The sequence below is a fragment of the Streptomyces sp. BYX5S genome, assembly GCF_054724165.1.
The window spans coordinates 3,808,330-3,824,728 of the sequence record NZ_CM138829.1; the positions used below are offsets into that span (position 1 = coordinate 3,808,330).

Here is a 16,399-nt window from a genome sequence, read left to right on the forward strand (position 1 = left end):
CCACGTACAGGAGTTGACCGGTACATGTATCCAACTTCAAACCTTGACCACAAATTCCACACATCCCTCTCTATGGGCGGGCTCAATGGTCTAGATTGACCGTGCTTCGCATGCAGGACACGAAGCGACAAATGACGATCTATTGCGTTGCAGCGACGGGCAGTTGACCGTCTCGTCGCCGGAGCCGACAGGGGGGTGATCGTTTCTTGATGCCCGACAGGGGCCGGGGTGCGGGGAGCGCCCCGGGTCTCCGCGGACGTACCGCCGACTGAGCGGACAGCTCGACAACAAGCGCTGGAAAAGCCGGATGTCATGCGCGGGAGGGTGGGACCTCCCGGGGGGAGGAGCAGCACGGCGCGGGGGCCGGGGGGTCTCCCGAGGAGGGGAACAGCGCGGAGGCCGGGGGGCCTCCGAGGGGGGAGTAACCGTGTTGGGCGAGCACGTCGAACCCGCTGGTGACCAGGACGGCGCGGTTCAGCAAGGTGACTTAGTCAGCCCGTTTCCACCGGCGCACGGACGCCGGGCGAACGGGACACTGCGCAGGCCGGCGAGCGACTGGGAACAGCGCTACCGGCGCATCGTGATCATCAGCGACACCCTGGCGACCGCCCTGGTGGTGACCGCCTTCGGCGGCTTCTTCGGAGTGCGGGACGCCGCCAACTGGCACGAGAAGTGGAAGATCCTCGCTTTCGGCACCGAACTGCTGGTGCTGGGAGCGCTCGCGGTGAGCCGTTCCTGGGCCCCGGCCGTCCTCGGTCAGGGCGCCGAGGAGTTCCGGCGGCTCGGACGCTCGCTGTTCGCGGCGACCGTCGTGCTGGCGCTCGGCGGGATCGCCCTCACCTCGCGCAACATCAAGCTGTGGATCTTCGTCGCGATCCCCGCGATCGCGCTCGTCACCATGACCGCGCGCTATCTGCTGCGCCTGTGGCTCCACAAACAGCGCAAGGAAGGACGTTGCCTGCGGCCGGTGCTCGCCGCGGGCAGCCCGGACACGCTGCGCGACCTCATCACCAGGACCCGCAAGTTCCCGCACATCGGCTGGCAGGTCGAGGCGGTGTGCACGACCGACGGACACGGTCCCGGCGGCGACCGGCTGGACGGGGTGCCGGTCGTCGGCTCCCTGACGGACGTCGCGAGCCACGTGTCCCGCGACGGCTACCGCGTCGTCGCCGTCACCCCGGACGCGTACTGGACCCCGGAGCGGCTTCAGCGGCTCGCCTGGAACCTGGAGGGCAGCGACGCCGAGATGGTCGTGGCGCCCGTGCTGATGGAGGTCGCGGGACCGCGGCTGCACGTCGACGCGGTGCTCGGGATACCCCTGCTGCGGGTCAGCATGCCGGCCTTCACCGGAGGACGCCGGGCCATCAAGGAAGTCGTCGACCGGCTCGGCGCGGCCCTGCTGATCCTGCTGTTCGCGCCGGTGATGGTGCTCGTCGGCCTGTCCGTCCTCGCGGACAGCCGGGGCGGGGTGTTCTACCGGCAGCGCCGCGTCGGCAAGGACGGGCGCGAGTTCACCATCCTCAAGTTCCGCACCATGGTCGTCGGAGCCCACCAGGAACGCGCCGTCCTCGCCGAGCACAACGAGGGCGCGGGCCTGTTGTTCAAGCTCCGCCGCGACCCGCGGGTGACGCGGGTCGGGCAGGTGCTGCGCCGGTACTCGCTCGACGAGCTCCCGCAGCTGTTCAACGTACTGAGCGGGTCGATGTCACTCGTCGGCCCGAGGCCGCCACTGCCGGAGGAGTCCGCCGCGTACGGACCCGACATCCGGCGGCGGCTGCTGGTCAAGCCCGGACTCACCGGCCTGTGGCAGATCAGCGGACGCAGTGACCTGCCGTGGGAAGAGGCCGTCCGCCTCGACCTGCGGTACGTGGAGGACTGGTCGCTGGCCCTGGACACGGTGATCTTGTGGAAGACGCTGCGTGCCGTGCTCCACGGGCAGGGGGCGTATTGAACCGGGGGGCGCCGCTTCGGCGGCGTACGGACGGCGGGCCACAAGGGTCCGCCGAGGGGGAGGAACGGGTCATGAGAATCAGCGTCTTAGGGCTGGGCTACGTAGGGTGTGTCTCGGCCGCGTGCCTCGCGGGCCAGGGCCACGAGGTCATCGGCGTCGACGTCAACCAGGCCAAGGTCGACCTGGTCAACGCAGGGAAGGCGCCGGTCGTCGAGGAGCGGATCGGCGAACTCACCGCCGAGGTCGTCGACAGCGGAGCGCTGCGCGCCACCGTCGACGTCCGCGAGGCGATCCTGGGCAGCGACGTGTCCCTGGTGTGCGTCGGCACACCGTCGGAGCCGAACGGCAGCCTGTGCACCACGTACTTGGAGCGGGTCGCCGAACAGATCGGCGCCGCGCTGGCCGAGCGCAAGGAGCAGGGCGGCAGCCGCCACACGGTCGTGTTCCGCAGCACCATGCTGCCGGGCACCTGCCTGAACCTGCTGGTGCCGATCCTGGAGAAGAGCGTCGGCGGCACCGCCGGCGTCGACTTCGGGGTCGCGGTCAACCCGGAGTTCCTGCGCGAGGGCACGAGCGTGCGGGACTTCTTCGACCCGCCCAAGACCGTCATCGGCCAACTCGACCAGGCCAGCGGCGACGTGGTCGCCGCGCTGTACGAGGGACTGCCCGGCGAGGTGTTCCGCGTACAGGTCCCGGTCGCCGAGGCGATCAAGTACGCCGACAACTCGTTCCACGGTCTCAAGATCGGCTTCGCGAACGAACTGGGCGCCGTCTGCCAGGCGTTGGGCGTGGACTCGCACCAGGTGATGGACGTGTTCCTCGCCGACCGCAAGCTCAACATCAGCCCCGCCTATCTGCGCCCCGGCTTCGCCTTCGGCGGCTCCTGCCTGCCCAAGGACCTGCGCAGCCTGGTGCACGCGGCGCAGCGGGCCGACGTCTCCGTGCCGATCCTCGCGCACGTCCTCGCCTCCAACGCCGACCACCTCCAGCGGGCGGTCGAGCTCGTCGAGCGCACCGGCAAGCGCAAGGTCGGCCTGTTCGGCCTGTCGTTCAAGCCCGGCACCGACGACCTCCGCGAGAGCCCGCTCGTCGAGCTGGCCGAGCGGCTCTTCGGCAAGGGGTACGACCTGCGGATCTACGACGCCAACGTCAGCCTCTCCCGGCTGATGGGCGCCAACCGCGAGTACATCGAGAGCCGGCTGCCGCACCTCGCGCAGCTCCTCGCGGACTCCGTGGACGAGGTCATCGAGCACGCCGACGTGTGCCTCATCGGAACCAGAGATCCGGCCGTGCTGGACGCGCTGCCTCACGGCGGCGGCCCGGCGGTCGTCGACCTCATCCGCCTTCCCGACGCCGAAGAGCGCCGGGCCGAACCGGGGTACACGGGACTTGCTTGGTAACGAAAAGGACGACGTGACAGGCGGCGAAGGGCCGGCCGGACGCGCGTTGATCCTGGTGGAGAACCTCTCGGTGCCCTTCGACCGACGGGTGTGGCAGGAGTGCACGACCCTGCGCGACGCGGGCTGGACGGTCGACGTCATCTGCCCGCAGGGCACGAAACGGGACACGGAACCGGAGACGGTGATCGACGGGGTGCGGATCCACCGCTACCCGTTGACCGCGGCCACCGGAGGACCGGCCGGCTACCTGCGGGAGTACGGCTCGGCGCTGTGGCACACCGCCCGGCTCGTCCGCAAGGTCGGACCGGTCCACGTGGTGCACGCGTGCAACCCGCCCGACCTGCTGTTCCTGCCCGCGCGGTGGCTCCAGCGGCGCGGCGCCCGCTTCGTCTTCGACCAGCACGACCTGGTGCCGGAGCTGTACCTGTCCCGGTTCGACCGGGGCAAGGACCTGCTCTACCGGGCCGTGTGCGCACTGGAGCGGCGCACCTACCGCAGCGCCGACATCGTGCTCGCCACCAACGAGAGCTACCGCGACGTCGCGGTACGCCGCGGCGGCAAGCGGCCCGAGGACGTCTTCGTGGTGCGCAGCGCGCCCGCGATCGAGCGGTTCCAGCCGGTGCCGCCCGAGCCGGAGCTGAAGCGCGGCAAGTCCCATCTGCTGTGCTACCTCGGCGTGATGGGGCCGCAGGACGGTGTCGACTACGCGCTGCGGGCCCTCGCCAAGCTCCGCGACGAACAGGGGCGGACCGACTGGCACGCGGTGTTCGTCGGCTCCGGCGACGCCTTCGACGCGATGGTCGAGCTCTCCCGCGAACTCGGGCTCGACGACCAGGTCCAGTTCACCGGGCGCATCCCGGACGCCGACCTGGTGCGCTACCTGTCGACCGCCGACGTCTGCCTGTCCCCGGACCCGCGCAATCCGCTCAACGACGTGTCGACCATGAACAAGGTCCTCGAGTACATGGCGATGGGCCGCCCGATCGTCTCGTTCGATCTGCGCGAGGCCCGTGTCTCCGCCGGTGAAGCGGCCGTCTACGCGCGTGCCAACGACGAGAGCGAGTTCGCGGCGCTCGTCGCCCGGCTGCTGGACGACCCGGAGCAGCGGGCCCGCATGGGCAAGATCGGCCAGGAGCGGATCGGCGGTCCGCTCAGCTGGCGCAACTCGCAGACCGCGCTGCTCGCCGCCTACGCCGCCGCCTGCCGCGGCCGCATCCCGGTGCCGTCCGACGGCCCGCCCTCGGCAAGGAGGAGGCGGGGGCGTTGAACGACGACACGATCCGCCTGGTGACGATCGGCCGGATTCTGCGCAGGAGGTGGCGGCTGCTCGTCGTCCTCACGGTGCTCGGGGCCCTCGTCGGCCTCGGCGCCTCGGTGGTGTTCCCGCCGAAGTACACGGCGTCGGCGTCGGTGCTGCTGCCGGGACAGTGGGAGGAGCGCGAGCTGCTCACCCAGGCCGAAGTCGCCACCAGTTCCTCGGTGACCGACCGGGTGGCCGCCAAGCTCGGCTGGAGCGGCGTCGAGGGCAAGGACCTCAAGGACCGGGTGAGCGCCAAGGCCGACGGGAACATCATCACGATCTCGGGCACCGCCGAGACCCCGAAACGCGCCCAGCAGCTCACCGACCGCACCGCCCAGCAGTTCGTCGCGTTCTCCGAGCGGATCGCGGGCGGCGCCGCCACCGACGAGGACGCGGCCGGAGGTCCCGAGGCACTGCGCAAGAAGGTGCAGGAGACCAACCGCCGCATCACCGAACTGGCGAACGCGGCCGACCCGGGGCGGACCGTCGAGAGCGTCCAGGCCCGCACCGAGCTGGAGGAGCTGCGCACCTCGCTGGAGGAGGCCATGAAGAAGCTGGAGGAGGCCGACCCGGCGACGGACAAGGCCGCCCTGGTCGTCATGGGCCCCGCGGCCAAGCCGACCGGTGAGGCGCCGCCGACGAGGCTCCACCTCGTCGTCGGCGGCGCTCTGCTGTTCTTCCTGCTCACCGTCATCGGCCATCTCACCGCCGCACGGATGAACCGCAGGCTGCGCACCGAGGCGGACATCGCCGCGGCGCTCGGCTCGACCCTCCTCGGCACCGTCGACGTCCCCGGCGACCTGCGTACGCACCGGACGCGCGGCGGCGGCCGGCGGGCCTGGCTGCGCCGGGTGCTCGGCACCGACACCCGGTGGGACGTGCCCGCCCCGCAGCGCTCGGGCGACGAGGCGGCCCGGCGGACCCGCTACCGGCGGGTGTGCGCCCGCCTGCGCAGTCAACTGCCCGCCCCGCGCCGGCTGTTGGCCGTCGTCCCGGACGGCGACGAACTCGCCCTCCAGGCCGCGGGACAGCTCGTCGCCGAGGCCAAGGGCGATCCGCTGCTGCGCGCCGTCGTGGTCCCGGTGGACCGGCCGATCGTCCCGGACCGCGGCACCGAGTCCGGCGCCGTGGTCGTCCTCAGCGCCGGCAGCTGGACCGCGGAGGAACTCGCCGGGATCGCCGGGGCGTGCGCCGACGGCCGGCACGACATCGTCGGCATCGTCGTCGCGGGACCGGTCCTCGCGCACCCGGCCCGGCCCGTGGAGGAGACACCCGACCACGCCACCCCGGCCCTCGCGGTGCGCGGCCACATGACGGGAGGTTCGGCATGACGACGAGCAAGACCACCGAGTCGTCGGCGGCCACCCCGCTGTTCGACCTGCACGCCCTGGTGGTGGCGGTGCGCAGGCGCCGCCGCCTGTGGACCGCGACGGCGCTGCTCGGCCTGCTGATCGGCATGGCGGTCGCGGTCCTGCTGCCGCCGCCGCCCACCGCGGTGACCAAGGTGCTGGTCGCGCACCAGGAGGACCAGCCGAACGACACCGGGACGCTGATCCGCACCGACGTCGAGGTGCTGGCCACCACCCGCATCGCCAGAGAGGCCCTCCAGACCCTCAAGTCACCGGAGCGCCCCGAGGACTTCCTGCGGGACTACCGGGGCACCGGGCTGACCAACAACGTGCTTCAGATCGACGTGACCGCGCAGGACGACGCGCAGGCGGTGGACCGGGCCAAGGCCCTCGCCGACGCCTTCATCGCGGACCACGTCCACCGGATGCGGGCGGCCGCCAAGGCCGAGTCCGACGCGCTGCTCGACCAGCGCGACCGGATGCGCGACGAACTCGCCCGCGTCAACAAGGAGATCGGCGACCGGTCGCCCGAGACCGAGCCCACGGACTCGGCCGGCATCGAGACGCTGTTCGCCCGCCGGGCCGAACTCAACTCGCGGATCGCCGACTTCGACCAGCGCGCCGCCGAGGCCCGCACCGGCACACCCAAGGTGATCGCCGGCACGCAGATCGTCGACGCCCCGCGCGCGGTCGAGACGTCCGTGCCGAAGTCGGCGGCCGTCAACGGCGCCATCGGGCTCGTGCTCGGACTCGTCCTCGGGCTCGCGCTCGCCGCCGTCGGCTCCGTGGTCGCGGACCGCCCCGTGCTGCGCCGGGACATCTCGGCCCATCTCGGCGCCTCCGTCATCGCGGAACTCCCGCGCCGCTCCGGCGGCCCGTGGCGGCGCGGGCGCACCCGCGTCACCCGGGAGCGGCTGACCGCGACCCTGAGCCGTGCCACGCGCGGCTCGGGGGAACCGCTGTCCCTGCTCGAACTGGGCTGCGCGCACGCCACCAGCCTGATCGCGCTGGACCTCGCCCGGGAACTCGCCGCGGAGGGCCCGGTGGTCCTCGTCGACGGGCTCCCCGGACCGCAGCTGTCCGGCCGCCAGGCGCAGCCGGGGGACCCCACCGTCGTCAGCGGCGAGCACGCCGGCGCGGTGTCCCCGCAGGACCGCGCCATCGGCGTCGGCTCGGTGGCGCCCGGCACGGCGTGGACCGACCTCCAGTACCTCGGCACCCGGACGGTGCTCGTCGTACGGGCCGGGCACGGCAGCGCCGCCTGGCTGCACACCGTGGCGCGTCAGCTCGCCGAGCAGCGCATCCCCGTGCTCGGCGTGGTGCTGATCGACCCGGACCCCCGGGACCGGACCGACGGCACGCTCTGGGACGGCCTGCACACCGCGCTGCGCGGCAGGGGCGAGCGGCCGGCCCGGCACAACGGGGCGAGTCAGCGACGCACCGAGCGCAAGCCCGCGTGGGCGGCAAGAGGCGCGGACAACGACCAGGAGGGTCGCTAGCACATGTGTGGCATCGCAGGCACCTACCGGTGGCCGGACGGGAAGGTCGTCACCGACCGGCTCACCGACACCCTCGCGCACCGCGGACCCGACGGGGCGGGCCGCTACGGCCACCCCGTCGGCGACGGCGAGGTGCAGCTGGGACACCGCCGGCTGGCCATCATCGACCTGTCCGAGACCGGCGCCCAGCCCATGGTCTCGGACGGCCTCGCCCTCACCTACAACGGCGAGCTGTACAACGCCCCCGAGCTGCGCGCCGAACTGGAGGGCGCCGGGGTCCGCTTCCGCGGCACCTCCGACACCGAGGTGCTCCTGGAGGCCTGGCGGCGCTGGGGCACCGACTGCCTGCCCCGCCTGCGCGGCATGTTCGCGTTCGGGATCTTCGACGAGCGCACCGGTGAACTGGTGCTCGCCCGCGACCAGTTGGGCATCAAGCCGCTGTTCCTGCTGCGGCGCGGCGGCGGCCTGGTGTTCGCCTCCGAACTCAAGGCGCTCGCCTCCGCCACCGGCGGAAAGCTGGAGGTGGACCACGCGGCCCTGGTCGCCTCGCTCCTGTACTACTGGGTGCCGGACTCGCGCTGCGCGTACCGCGAGGCGGAGAAGCTGCCGCCCGGCAGCTGGATGCGCTTCCGGCCCGACGGACAGGTCGAGCGCGGCCGGTACTGGAACCTGAAGGACGTCGCCGCCGAGGGCCGCGACCGGGCCCGCGCCGGAGAGAAGCCGGACCTCGCCGCCATCGTCGAGGAGTCGACCAAGCGGCACCTGCTCTCCGACGTGCCCGTCGCGACCTTCCTCTCCGGCGGCCTCGACTCCAGCTACCTCACCGCCCTCGCGGCCCGCCACCAGCCCGGCATCTCCGCCTACACGATCGGCTTCCGCGCCGAGGACGCCAAGTTCGAGGCGATGCCCGACGACCTGCGCTACGCCCGGCAGGTCGCCGCCCGGTTCGGCGTCGACCTGCACGAGATCGAGATCGCGCCGAACGTGCTGGACCTGCTGCCGCGGATGACGTACTCCCTGGACGAGCCGATCGGCGACCCCGCCGCGATCAACACCTACCTGATCTGCACGGCCGCCCGCGAGGCCGGGGTCAAGGTGATGCTCTCCGGGATGGGCGCCGACGAGCTCTTCGCCGGCTACCGCAAGCACCTCGCCAACCTGATCGCGCTGCGCTACCAGCGGGTGCCGCGGCCGGTGCGGCGCGGGGTGTCGGCGGCAGTGGACCGGCTGCCGGTCGCCACGTCCAAGCGGGGGCTGCGGTCGGTCCGCTTCGCCAAGCGGTTCCTGTCCTTCGCCGACCTGCCGGAGGAGACCGCGTTCCGGCGCAGCTACACCATGTACGACCGGGCCGAGCTGGTCTCCCTGCTCGACCCGGACCTCGCGGGGACGGTCGACGACGTGCTCACCGAGCACGCCGACACCTACGAGGACAACGACCTCGACGACTTCGTCAACCGGATGTGCCTCGGGGACGCCCGGATGTTCCTGCCGGGCCTCAACCTCACGTACACGGACCGCTCCAGCATGGCCGCCTCCACCGAGGTCCGGGTGCCGTACGTGGACGTCGAGGTGGTCAAGGCGGCGTTCACGGTGCCCGGCGACCAGAAGATCGTCGCTCGGCAGGGCAAGGCCGTCCTCAAGGAGGCCGCCACCTCGATCCTGCCCCGCGAGATCGTCTACCGGCCCAAGGGGCTGTTCAGCGCCCCGCTGCGGGCCTGGATGAGCCGGGACCTGGCGCCGCTGGTGCGCGAGGTGATCAACGACGGGGAACTGGTCCGCTCCGGATTCCTGCGCCGCGACGCGCTCCAGCGGCTCGCCGCGGCCGACGCGGCCGGACAGAGCGACTACTCCAAGCATCTGTGGCACGTACTGACGCTCGAGTACTGGTATCGCGACGCGACCTCTGGGTCCGCACCGAGCACTCGGCCAACGGCATAGGAATCTCAGGGGAGTTCGCGTGAAGCAAGTTGTTCAGAACTACAAGAGCGGCGAGTTGGCCGTGCTCGACGTGCCGGTGCCGGGCTGCAAGCCGGGCGGGGTGCTGGTCCGCACCGCCTACTCGCTGATCTCCACGGGCACCGAGATGATGAAGGTGTCCGAGGCCGGCATGTCGATGCTCGGCAAGGCCCGCTCCCGCCCCGACCAGGTGGCCAAGGTCATGCAGTCCGTGGCCACCAACGGGGTGCCCGCCACCTACCGCAAGGTAATGGGCAAGCTCGACTCCTACACACCGCTCGGCTACTCGCTGTGCGGGGTGGTCGAGCAGGTCGGCGCCGGGATCGACGACGTGAAGGTCGGCGACCTGGTGGCCTGCGCGGGCAACGAGCACGCGCTGCACGCCGAGCTGAACTGGGTGCCGAAGAACCTCTACGCCCCGCTGCCGGACGGCCTCGCGCCCCGGCACGCCGCCTTCGGCACGGTCGGCTCGATCGCGCTCCAGGGCGTACGGCAGGGCGCGCCGGGACTCGGCGAGTCCGCGCTCGTCATCGGCCTCGGCCTGATCGGGCAGCTCGTGGTGCAGCTCCTGACCGCCTCCGGTGTCCGCGTCGTCGGCGTCGACCCCGACCCGGCGCGCTGCGAACTCGCCGAGCGACAGGGCGCCGTGGCCTGCGGCGACCCCGAGTCCGCGGCCGTCGAGGCGGCCGTCGCCGAACTCACCGACGGCCACGGCGTCGACCAGGTGTACCTGGCGGCGGGCGGCGGCAGCAACGGGCCGGTGGAGCTGGCCGCCCGGCTCTGCCGCGACCGCGGCCGCGTCGTCGACATCGGCAAGTGCCGCCTCGACCTGCCCTGGAACGCGTACTACGAGAAGGAACTCGACGTCCGCTTCTCGCGCAGCTACGGACCCGGCCGCTACGACCCGGAGTACGAGCTGGAGGGCCGCGACTACCCGATCGGCTACGTGCGCTGGACCGAGCGCCGCAACCTCGCCTGCTTCCTCGACCTCGTCGCCCGCGGCCGCGTCGACGTGGAGCCCCTCGTCTCCCACGTCGCCGACTTCGACGACGCCGTCGAGACCTATCAGAGCCTGAAGGACGGCGAACTCAAGGCCGTCGCCGTGCTGTTCAAGTACCCCGAGCAGCCGGCCGAGGAGGCGGCGGCCCCGGAGATCGCCGTGCCCGCCGTGCCCGCACCCACGAAGCCGCGCCCGTCCCGCGCCGCGAAGACACCCGTACGCCTCGCCTTCGTCGGCGCCGGGAACTACGCGTCGTCGATGCTGCTGCCGCACCTGGCCCAGCGCGAGGGCGTCGAGCTGTCCACGGTCGTCACCACCACGGCGCTGTCCGCGGCCAACGCGCAGCGCAAGTTCGGCTTCACCGCGGCCACCACCGACCTCGACGCCGTCCTCGGCGACCCCGCCGTCGACGCGGTCTTCGTCGTCACCCGGCACAGCTCGCACGCCGACCTCACCCGCAAGGCCCTCCTCGCGGGCAAGACCGTCTTCGTGGAGAAGCCCCTCGCCCTCGGCGAGGACGAACTGGCCGGGGTCCTCGCGGCCGTCGAGGAGTCCGGCAACGACCGGCTCCAGGTCGGCTTCAACCGCCGCTTCTCGCCGCTGCTGCGCGAGGCACGGACCCGCTTCGGCGCCCGCAGCGGCCCGGCACACCTGCGGTACCTCGTCAACGCGGGCCGTCTCGACCACGGCAGCTGGTACCTCCAGCAGGGCACCGAGGGCTCCCGGTTCGCCGGTGAGGGCGGGCACTTCATCGACACCGCGAGCTGGCTGCTGGACGCCGACCCGGTTTCCGTGTACGCCACCGCCCCGGCCGGCAACGAGGACCTCCAGGTCGTGCTCCGCTACCCGGACGGCTCCACCGCCACCATCAGCTACGTCACCACCGGCCCCGCCGCCTTCCCGAAGGAGACGCTCGACCTGGTCGCCGACGGCAAGGCGCTGCGCCTCGACGACTTCGTGCGCGCCTCGGTCTACGGGCGCAAGCGCTGGGTCAGCTCCCGGCTGCCCAAGGCCCGCGACAAGGGGCAGAACGCCGAACTGGCCGCGTTCGTACGGGCCGTGCGCACCGGCGGCCCGATGCCGGTGCCGCTGAAGTCCCTCGTCGCCACCACGGCGGCCACCCTCGCCGTGCAGGCGGGCCTCGCGGGCGGCGCCCCGGTGACCCTGGCGGAGACGCGATGACGATGAGCGTGGGCTGGTACCTGCGGCGCCTGTCCCGGATGGGGCCGCAGGAGGTCGCGGGCCGGGTCGCCGACACCGTGCGCAGGCGGCGCTGGCGGTCGGCGCGGCCCACCTGCCCGCCGGTGCCCGGCGCCCGGTTCACCGCGGCGCTGCCCGCGGGCACGGTCGCCGCCGTGCCGCCGGACGCCGCGAAACGCCTGATCACCGAGGCGGACCGGCTGATGTACGGGCACGCCGAGTACTTCGGCGTGGTCCGTGACGACATGGTCGACCCGGACTGGTGGTACGACCCGAAGACCGGCCGCCGCGCGCCGTTCGGCTACGCCTTCGGCGTGCCGTACCGGGACGAGGACGTGGTCGGCGACATCAAGCAGATCTGGGAGCCGTCCCGGCACCAGTACCTCACGCAGCTCGCCGCCGCCTACGCGCTCACCGGCAACGAGCGGTACGCCGAGCGCGTCGCCGAGCATCTGCGCTCCTGGTGGGCCGCCAACCCGCCGCTGCGCGGCGTCCACTGGATCAGCGGCATCGAACTGGGCATCCGGCTCATCTCCTGGGTGTGGGTGCGCAGGCTGCTCGACGGCTGGGCCGGCGCGGCCGAGCTGTTCGAGGACAATCCGGTCGCGATCAACCAGATCTGGCACCACCAGCGCTGGCTCGCCGCCTTCCCGAGCCGCGGCTCGTCGGCGAACAACCACGTGATCGCCGAGGCGGCCGGGCAACTCGCGGCGTCCTGCGCGTTCGACTGGTTCCCGTCGTCGGCGCGCTGGCGGGCGGGCGCCCTGAAGTCCCTCGACCGGCATCTGCGGTCCAACACCTTCCACTCCGGCATCAACCGCGAGCTGGCCTCCGAGTACCACGGCCTCGTCCTGGAACTGGGCCTCGCCGCGCTCGCCGAGGCGGACGCCGCCGGGGTACCGGTCCCCGCGACCGTACGCATCGTGCTGCTGCGGATGACCGACGCGCTCGCGGCCGTCGTCGACGACCGGCTGCGGCCACCGCGCCAGGGCGACGCCGACGACGGCCACGGCCTGGTCGTCGACGCCCCGGGCACCGACCGCTGGGGCTCGCTCCTCGCCACCGGGGAGGCCGTCTTCGGGCGCCTCGACTGGTGGCCGGCCGTGCCCGGCAGCGATGTCCGCACGCCGCTGCTGGCCGCACTGATCAAGCCCGGCGCGCCCGCCGTGCGGCGGCCCGCCGCCCGCCCGGCCCACTTCGCCGACGCGGGGCTCACCGTCCTGCGCGGCGCGGGGGACACGGGGGAGGTCTGGTGCCGCTGCGACGGCGGACCGCACGGCTTCCTGTCCATCGCCGCGCACGCCCACTCCGACGCGCTGTCCGTGGAGGTCCGGCACAACGGCGTCGACGTACTGGCCGACCCGGGGACGTACTGCTACCACGGTCAGCCCGAGTGGCGGCAGTACTTCCGCTCGACGCTCGGCCACAACACGCTGGAGCTGGACGGCGCCGACCAGTCCGGTTCCGGCGGACCGTTCCTGTGGACCCGGCACGCCCGCACCCGCGTCCTCGAGGCGGGGGCCGGACGCTGGCGTGCCGAACACGACGGCTACGAGGGTTCCGTGCACCGGCGCCGGGCCGAACTCGCACCGGACGGTGCGGAGTTGCGCATCGTGGACGAGGTGAGCGGGCCGGGCCGTGACGCCCGCCTCGCGTTCCATCTCGGCCCCGACATCACCGCCGAACTGGAGGACGGGAATCGGGCGCGGCTCACCTGGACCCGCGACGGCGAGGACCGCTCCGCCGTGCTGGACCTGCCCGGACAGCTCCGGTGGCGCGCGCACCGCGGCGAGATGACGCCGCCGCTCGGCTGGTACTCCGCCGGGTTCGGCCGCAAGGAGCCCGCCACCACGCTGGTCGGCACCGGATCCACGGACGGCGCGGGGGAGTTCACGACCGTGCTCAGGTTCCAGGGCTAGGAGGGAGGACACACGTGGGTATCAAGTGGCGGCACTGGGCGTGGCCCGCGGCACCGCTGGCGCTGGTCCTGATGGCGGCGACCGCCTGCACGGGCTCGCCCGACGAGGAGGCGAAGCCGAGCGCCTCGCCGACCAAGTCCGGCTCCCGCTCCGCCGCGGCCCGCGTGTGCGCCAAGCCCGAACCCGGGCCCGAGAAGGCGCCGAAGGGCGCGGTGACCGTCGACCCCAAGAAGCTCAACGACCTCGCGGCGAAGACCGAGAGCCACCCGGCGGGCACCACGTTCTGGCTGCGGCCGGGCACCCACCGCCTGGAGGCCGCGCGCTACGCCCAGGTCATCCCCAAGAAGGGCAACCGCTACCTCGGTGCGCCCGGCGCCGTCCTCGACGGCCGCAAGGTCAACCAGTACGCCTTCGGCGGCCAGGCCCCCGACGTCGTCATCCGCCACCTCACCGTGCAGCGCTTCGTCCCGCCGCAGAACGAGGGCGTCGTCAACCACGGTTCGGCCGACGGCTGGATCATCGAGCACTCGACGATCCAGCGCAACGCCGGAGCCGGGATGATGACCGGCGCCCGCCAGCAGATCCGCGCCAACTGCCTGCGCGACAACGGCCAGTACGGCATCAACGGCTACAAGGACGGCGACACCGCCCGCGACCTCGTCGTCGAGGACAACGAGATCGTCGGCAACAACACCGACGACTGGGAGCGCAGGCAACCGGGCTGCGGCTGCACCGGCGGCATGAAGTTCTGGGCCGTCAACGGCGCCGACATCCGCGGCAACTGGGTCCACGACAACCGCGGCGCCGGCTTCTGGGCCGACAACAACAACAACGACTTCCTCATCGAGGACAACCTCTTCGAGGACAACGACGGCGCCGCGCTGATGTACGAGACCAGCTACAACGCGATCATCCGCAAGAACACCATGCGCCACAACAACCTGGTCGGCAGCCGCAAGTCCGCCGCGCGCGGCGACAGCTTCCCCTACGGCACCGTCTACGTCTCCGAGGCCGGCGGGGAACCCCGGGTCAAGGCCCGCACGGACAAGCTGGAGATCTACGGGAACCTGCTGGAGAACAACTGGAACGGCATCACCCTGTGGGAGAACTCCAACCGGTTCTGCAACAGCCCCGCGAACACCTCCACCGGTGAGTGCACGCTGCTCGTCAAGGACACCAAGACCTGCAAGCAGCCCGCCATCGCCAAGGCACCGCTCTACGACGACTGCCGGTGGAAGACCCAGCGCGTCGACATCCACGACAACCGCTTCGTCCTCGACAAGGCCGTCGTCAAGTGCACCCAGAAGTGCGACCGGATGGGAATCCTCTCCCTCTACGGCACCTATCCGAAGTGGTCCCCGTACAAGGCCACCAAGGTCGGCGAGGCCATCACCCGCGAGCAGGACAACCGCTGGCACGACAACACGTACCTGGGGTCGTGGACGTTCGTCGTCGAGGACCAGAGCAAGGTCGTCGACCGCGGGGAGTGGCAGGGCGCCCCCTACAAGCAGGACAAGGGCAGCACCTTCGGAAAGGCCGGTGGCTGACATGGCCCAGATGTCCGGCACACCCGAGACGGCCGTGGCGGAACGCGCCGCACCCCGCACCCCCAAGGCCGTCGGGATCGTCTGGCTGCTCCTCGGTATCAACACGCTGGGCTCCGCGGGCGCGAAGACCATCGTGCCGCTGCCGCGCTCCCTCATCCAGCTGATCACCATGGGCTCGCTCGCCGCCGCGTTCGCGCTGGCGCTCGCGCTCAACCCCCGGCTGCGCATCAAGCCCAGCACCTTCGTGTTCCTGCTGACGCTGCTGCTGGTGCCGAGCCTGATCTCGACCGTGCACCAACAGGTCGGGGCCGGCGCCCTGTTCCGCTGCGGCCGCCTCGCCCTCTTCGTCGCCACGCTGTGGCTGCTCACCTGCTGGTGGGACGGCAGCCTGCGGTTCGTGCGCTACCACATCCGGATGTACGCCGGGATCCTCGTGTCCGTGGTCGCGGGCCTCGCGATCTCCCCGGGCGCCGCCATGCCCGAGCTGTACGGCGGGCGGCTCGTCGGCGCGCTGTGGCCGCTCACCCCGCCGCAGATCGGTCAGTACACCGCCGTGATCATCGGGCTGACCGTGCTGCTCCTGGTGGGCCGTCAGGTCGACCGGACCAGCGCGGCGATCGTCATCGTGCCCTGCCTCGCGCTGCTCGCGATGACCCACACCCGGACCGCCACGGTCGGCCTGCTCGCCGGGCTCACCCTCGCGATCTGCTCGCTGCTGCTCACCAGCGCGGCGGCCCGGCGGTTCTTCGGGTGGGCGGTGCTGGTGGTCACGATCGCCGCGGTCGGGTTCGCCTCCGCGCTCCAGGCGTGGTTCCTGCGCGGCCAGACCCAGGAGTACTTCACCAGCCTCACCGGCCGCGCCAAGGTCTGGGACGCCCTGCTCTCCGCGCCCCGCACCGGCTCCGAGCAGTTCTTCGGTACGGGCATGGGCGACAAGTCGTACGGCGGGCTGCCCATCGACAACAGCTGGCTGGCCGCCTACAACGAGCAGGGGCTGATCGGCGTCACCCTCGTCGCGGCCGTCGTGCTCGTCCTCGGCGGCGTCGCGCTGCTGCGGCCGCCGTCGCTGCCGCGGGCCTGCGCGATCTTCCTCATCAGCTACGTCGCGCTCTCCTCGTACACCGAGGCGGGGCTCGGCGACGCCTCGCCGTATCTGCTGCACCTGGCGCTCGCCGCCACGCTCCTCGCGACCCCGACCGCCGCGGGCCCGTTCCCGACGCCCGCGGTGCCCCGACGACGTGTCCCGCGCTGGGCCCGGGACCGGGAGGTGATGTGACC

At 72.1% G+C, this 16,399-nt stretch carries 10 protein-coding genes; all 10 read left to right on the forward strand.

Annotated features, from left to right (window positions below; all coding sequences use genetic code 11):
- The first annotated feature begins 427 nt into the window (after positions 1-427).
- Positions 428-1,951, forward strand: coding sequence for a sugar transferase (locus ACYBSK_RS17355; RefSeq protein WP_457478010.1), 1,524 nt, complete (start codon positions 428-430; stop codon positions 1,949-1,951).
- Between the two features lie 71 nt (positions 1,952-2,022).
- Positions 2,023-3,351 carry a nucleotide sugar dehydrogenase gene (locus ACYBSK_RS17360; RefSeq protein WP_460246744.1) on the forward strand — a complete coding sequence of 443 codons (1,329 nt, stop codon included), beginning with the start codon at positions 2,023-2,025 and terminating at the stop codon, positions 3,349-3,351.
- 13 nt (positions 3,352-3,364) lie between these two features.
- Positions 3,365-4,618 (forward strand): glycosyltransferase family 4 protein, encoded by a 1,254-nt coding sequence (locus tag ACYBSK_RS17365; protein WP_460246745.1) that lies wholly within the window; start codon positions 3,365-3,367, stop codon positions 4,616-4,618.
- Positions 4,615-5,982, forward strand: a complete 1,368-nt coding sequence (locus ACYBSK_RS17370) for a Wzz/FepE/Etk N-terminal domain-containing protein (protein ID WP_457478013.1) — start codon at positions 4,615-4,617, stop codon at positions 5,980-5,982. The genes ACYBSK_RS17365 and ACYBSK_RS17370 overlap by 4 nt, the downstream gene beginning before the upstream one ends.
- Positions 5,979-7,499 (forward strand): Wzz/FepE/Etk N-terminal domain-containing protein, encoded by a 1,521-nt coding sequence (locus tag ACYBSK_RS17375; protein ID WP_460246746.1) that lies wholly within the window; start codon positions 5,979-5,981, stop codon positions 7,497-7,499. The genes ACYBSK_RS17370 and ACYBSK_RS17375 overlap by 4 nt, the downstream gene beginning before the upstream one ends.
- A 3-nt stretch (positions 7,500-7,502) precedes the next feature.
- Complete coding sequence (asnB, locus tag ACYBSK_RS17380) at positions 7,503-9,437, forward strand: asparagine synthase (glutamine-hydrolyzing) (protein ID WP_460246747.1); 1,935 nt, start codon at positions 7,503-7,505, stop codon at positions 9,435-9,437.
- 19 nt (positions 9,438-9,456) lie between these two features.
- Positions 9,457-11,637 carry a bi-domain-containing oxidoreductase gene (locus tag ACYBSK_RS17385; protein ID WP_460246748.1) on the forward strand — a complete coding sequence of 727 codons (2,181 nt, stop codon included), beginning with the start codon at positions 9,457-9,459 and terminating at the stop codon, positions 11,635-11,637.
- The gene (locus ACYBSK_RS17390) at positions 11,634-13,574 is read left to right on the forward strand and encodes a heparinase II/III family protein (protein WP_460246749.1); all 1,941 of its coding nucleotides are present in this window, start codon (positions 11,634-11,636) and stop codon (positions 13,572-13,574) included. The genes ACYBSK_RS17385 and ACYBSK_RS17390 overlap by 4 nt, the downstream gene beginning before the upstream one ends.
- Before the next feature lie 14 nt (positions 13,575-13,588).
- The gene (locus ACYBSK_RS17395; RefSeq protein ID WP_460246750.1) at positions 13,589-15,121 is read left to right on the forward strand and encodes a right-handed parallel beta-helix repeat-containing protein; all 1,533 of its coding nucleotides are present in this window, start codon (positions 13,589-13,591) and stop codon (positions 15,119-15,121) included.
- Between the two features lies 1 nt (position 15,122).
- Positions 15,123-16,397, forward strand: coding sequence for an O-antigen ligase domain-containing protein (locus ACYBSK_RS17400; protein ID WP_460246751.1), 1,275 nt, complete (start codon positions 15,123-15,125; stop codon positions 16,395-16,397).
- The last annotated feature ends 2 nt before the right edge of the window (positions 16,398-16,399 follow it).

Coding starts and splice junctions, on each gene's coding strand:
- asnB (WP_460246747.1), top strand. CDS start 7,503: ATGTGTGGCATCGCAGGCACCTACCGGTGGCCGGACGGGAAGGTCGTC.
- ACYBSK_RS17360 (WP_460246744.1), top strand. CDS start 2,023: ATGAGAATCAGCGTCTTAGGGCTGGGCTACGTAGGGTGTGTCTCGGCC.
- ACYBSK_RS17390 (WP_460246749.1), top strand. CDS start 11,634: ATGACGATGAGCGTGGGCTGGTACCTGCGGCGCCTGTCCCGGATGGGG.
- ACYBSK_RS17400 (WP_460246751.1), top strand. CDS start 15,123: ATGGCCCAGATGTCCGGCACACCCGAGACGGCCGTGGCGGAACGCGCC.
- ACYBSK_RS17375 (WP_460246746.1), top strand. CDS start 5,979: ATGACGACGAGCAAGACCACCGAGTCGTCGGCGGCCACCCCGCTGTTC.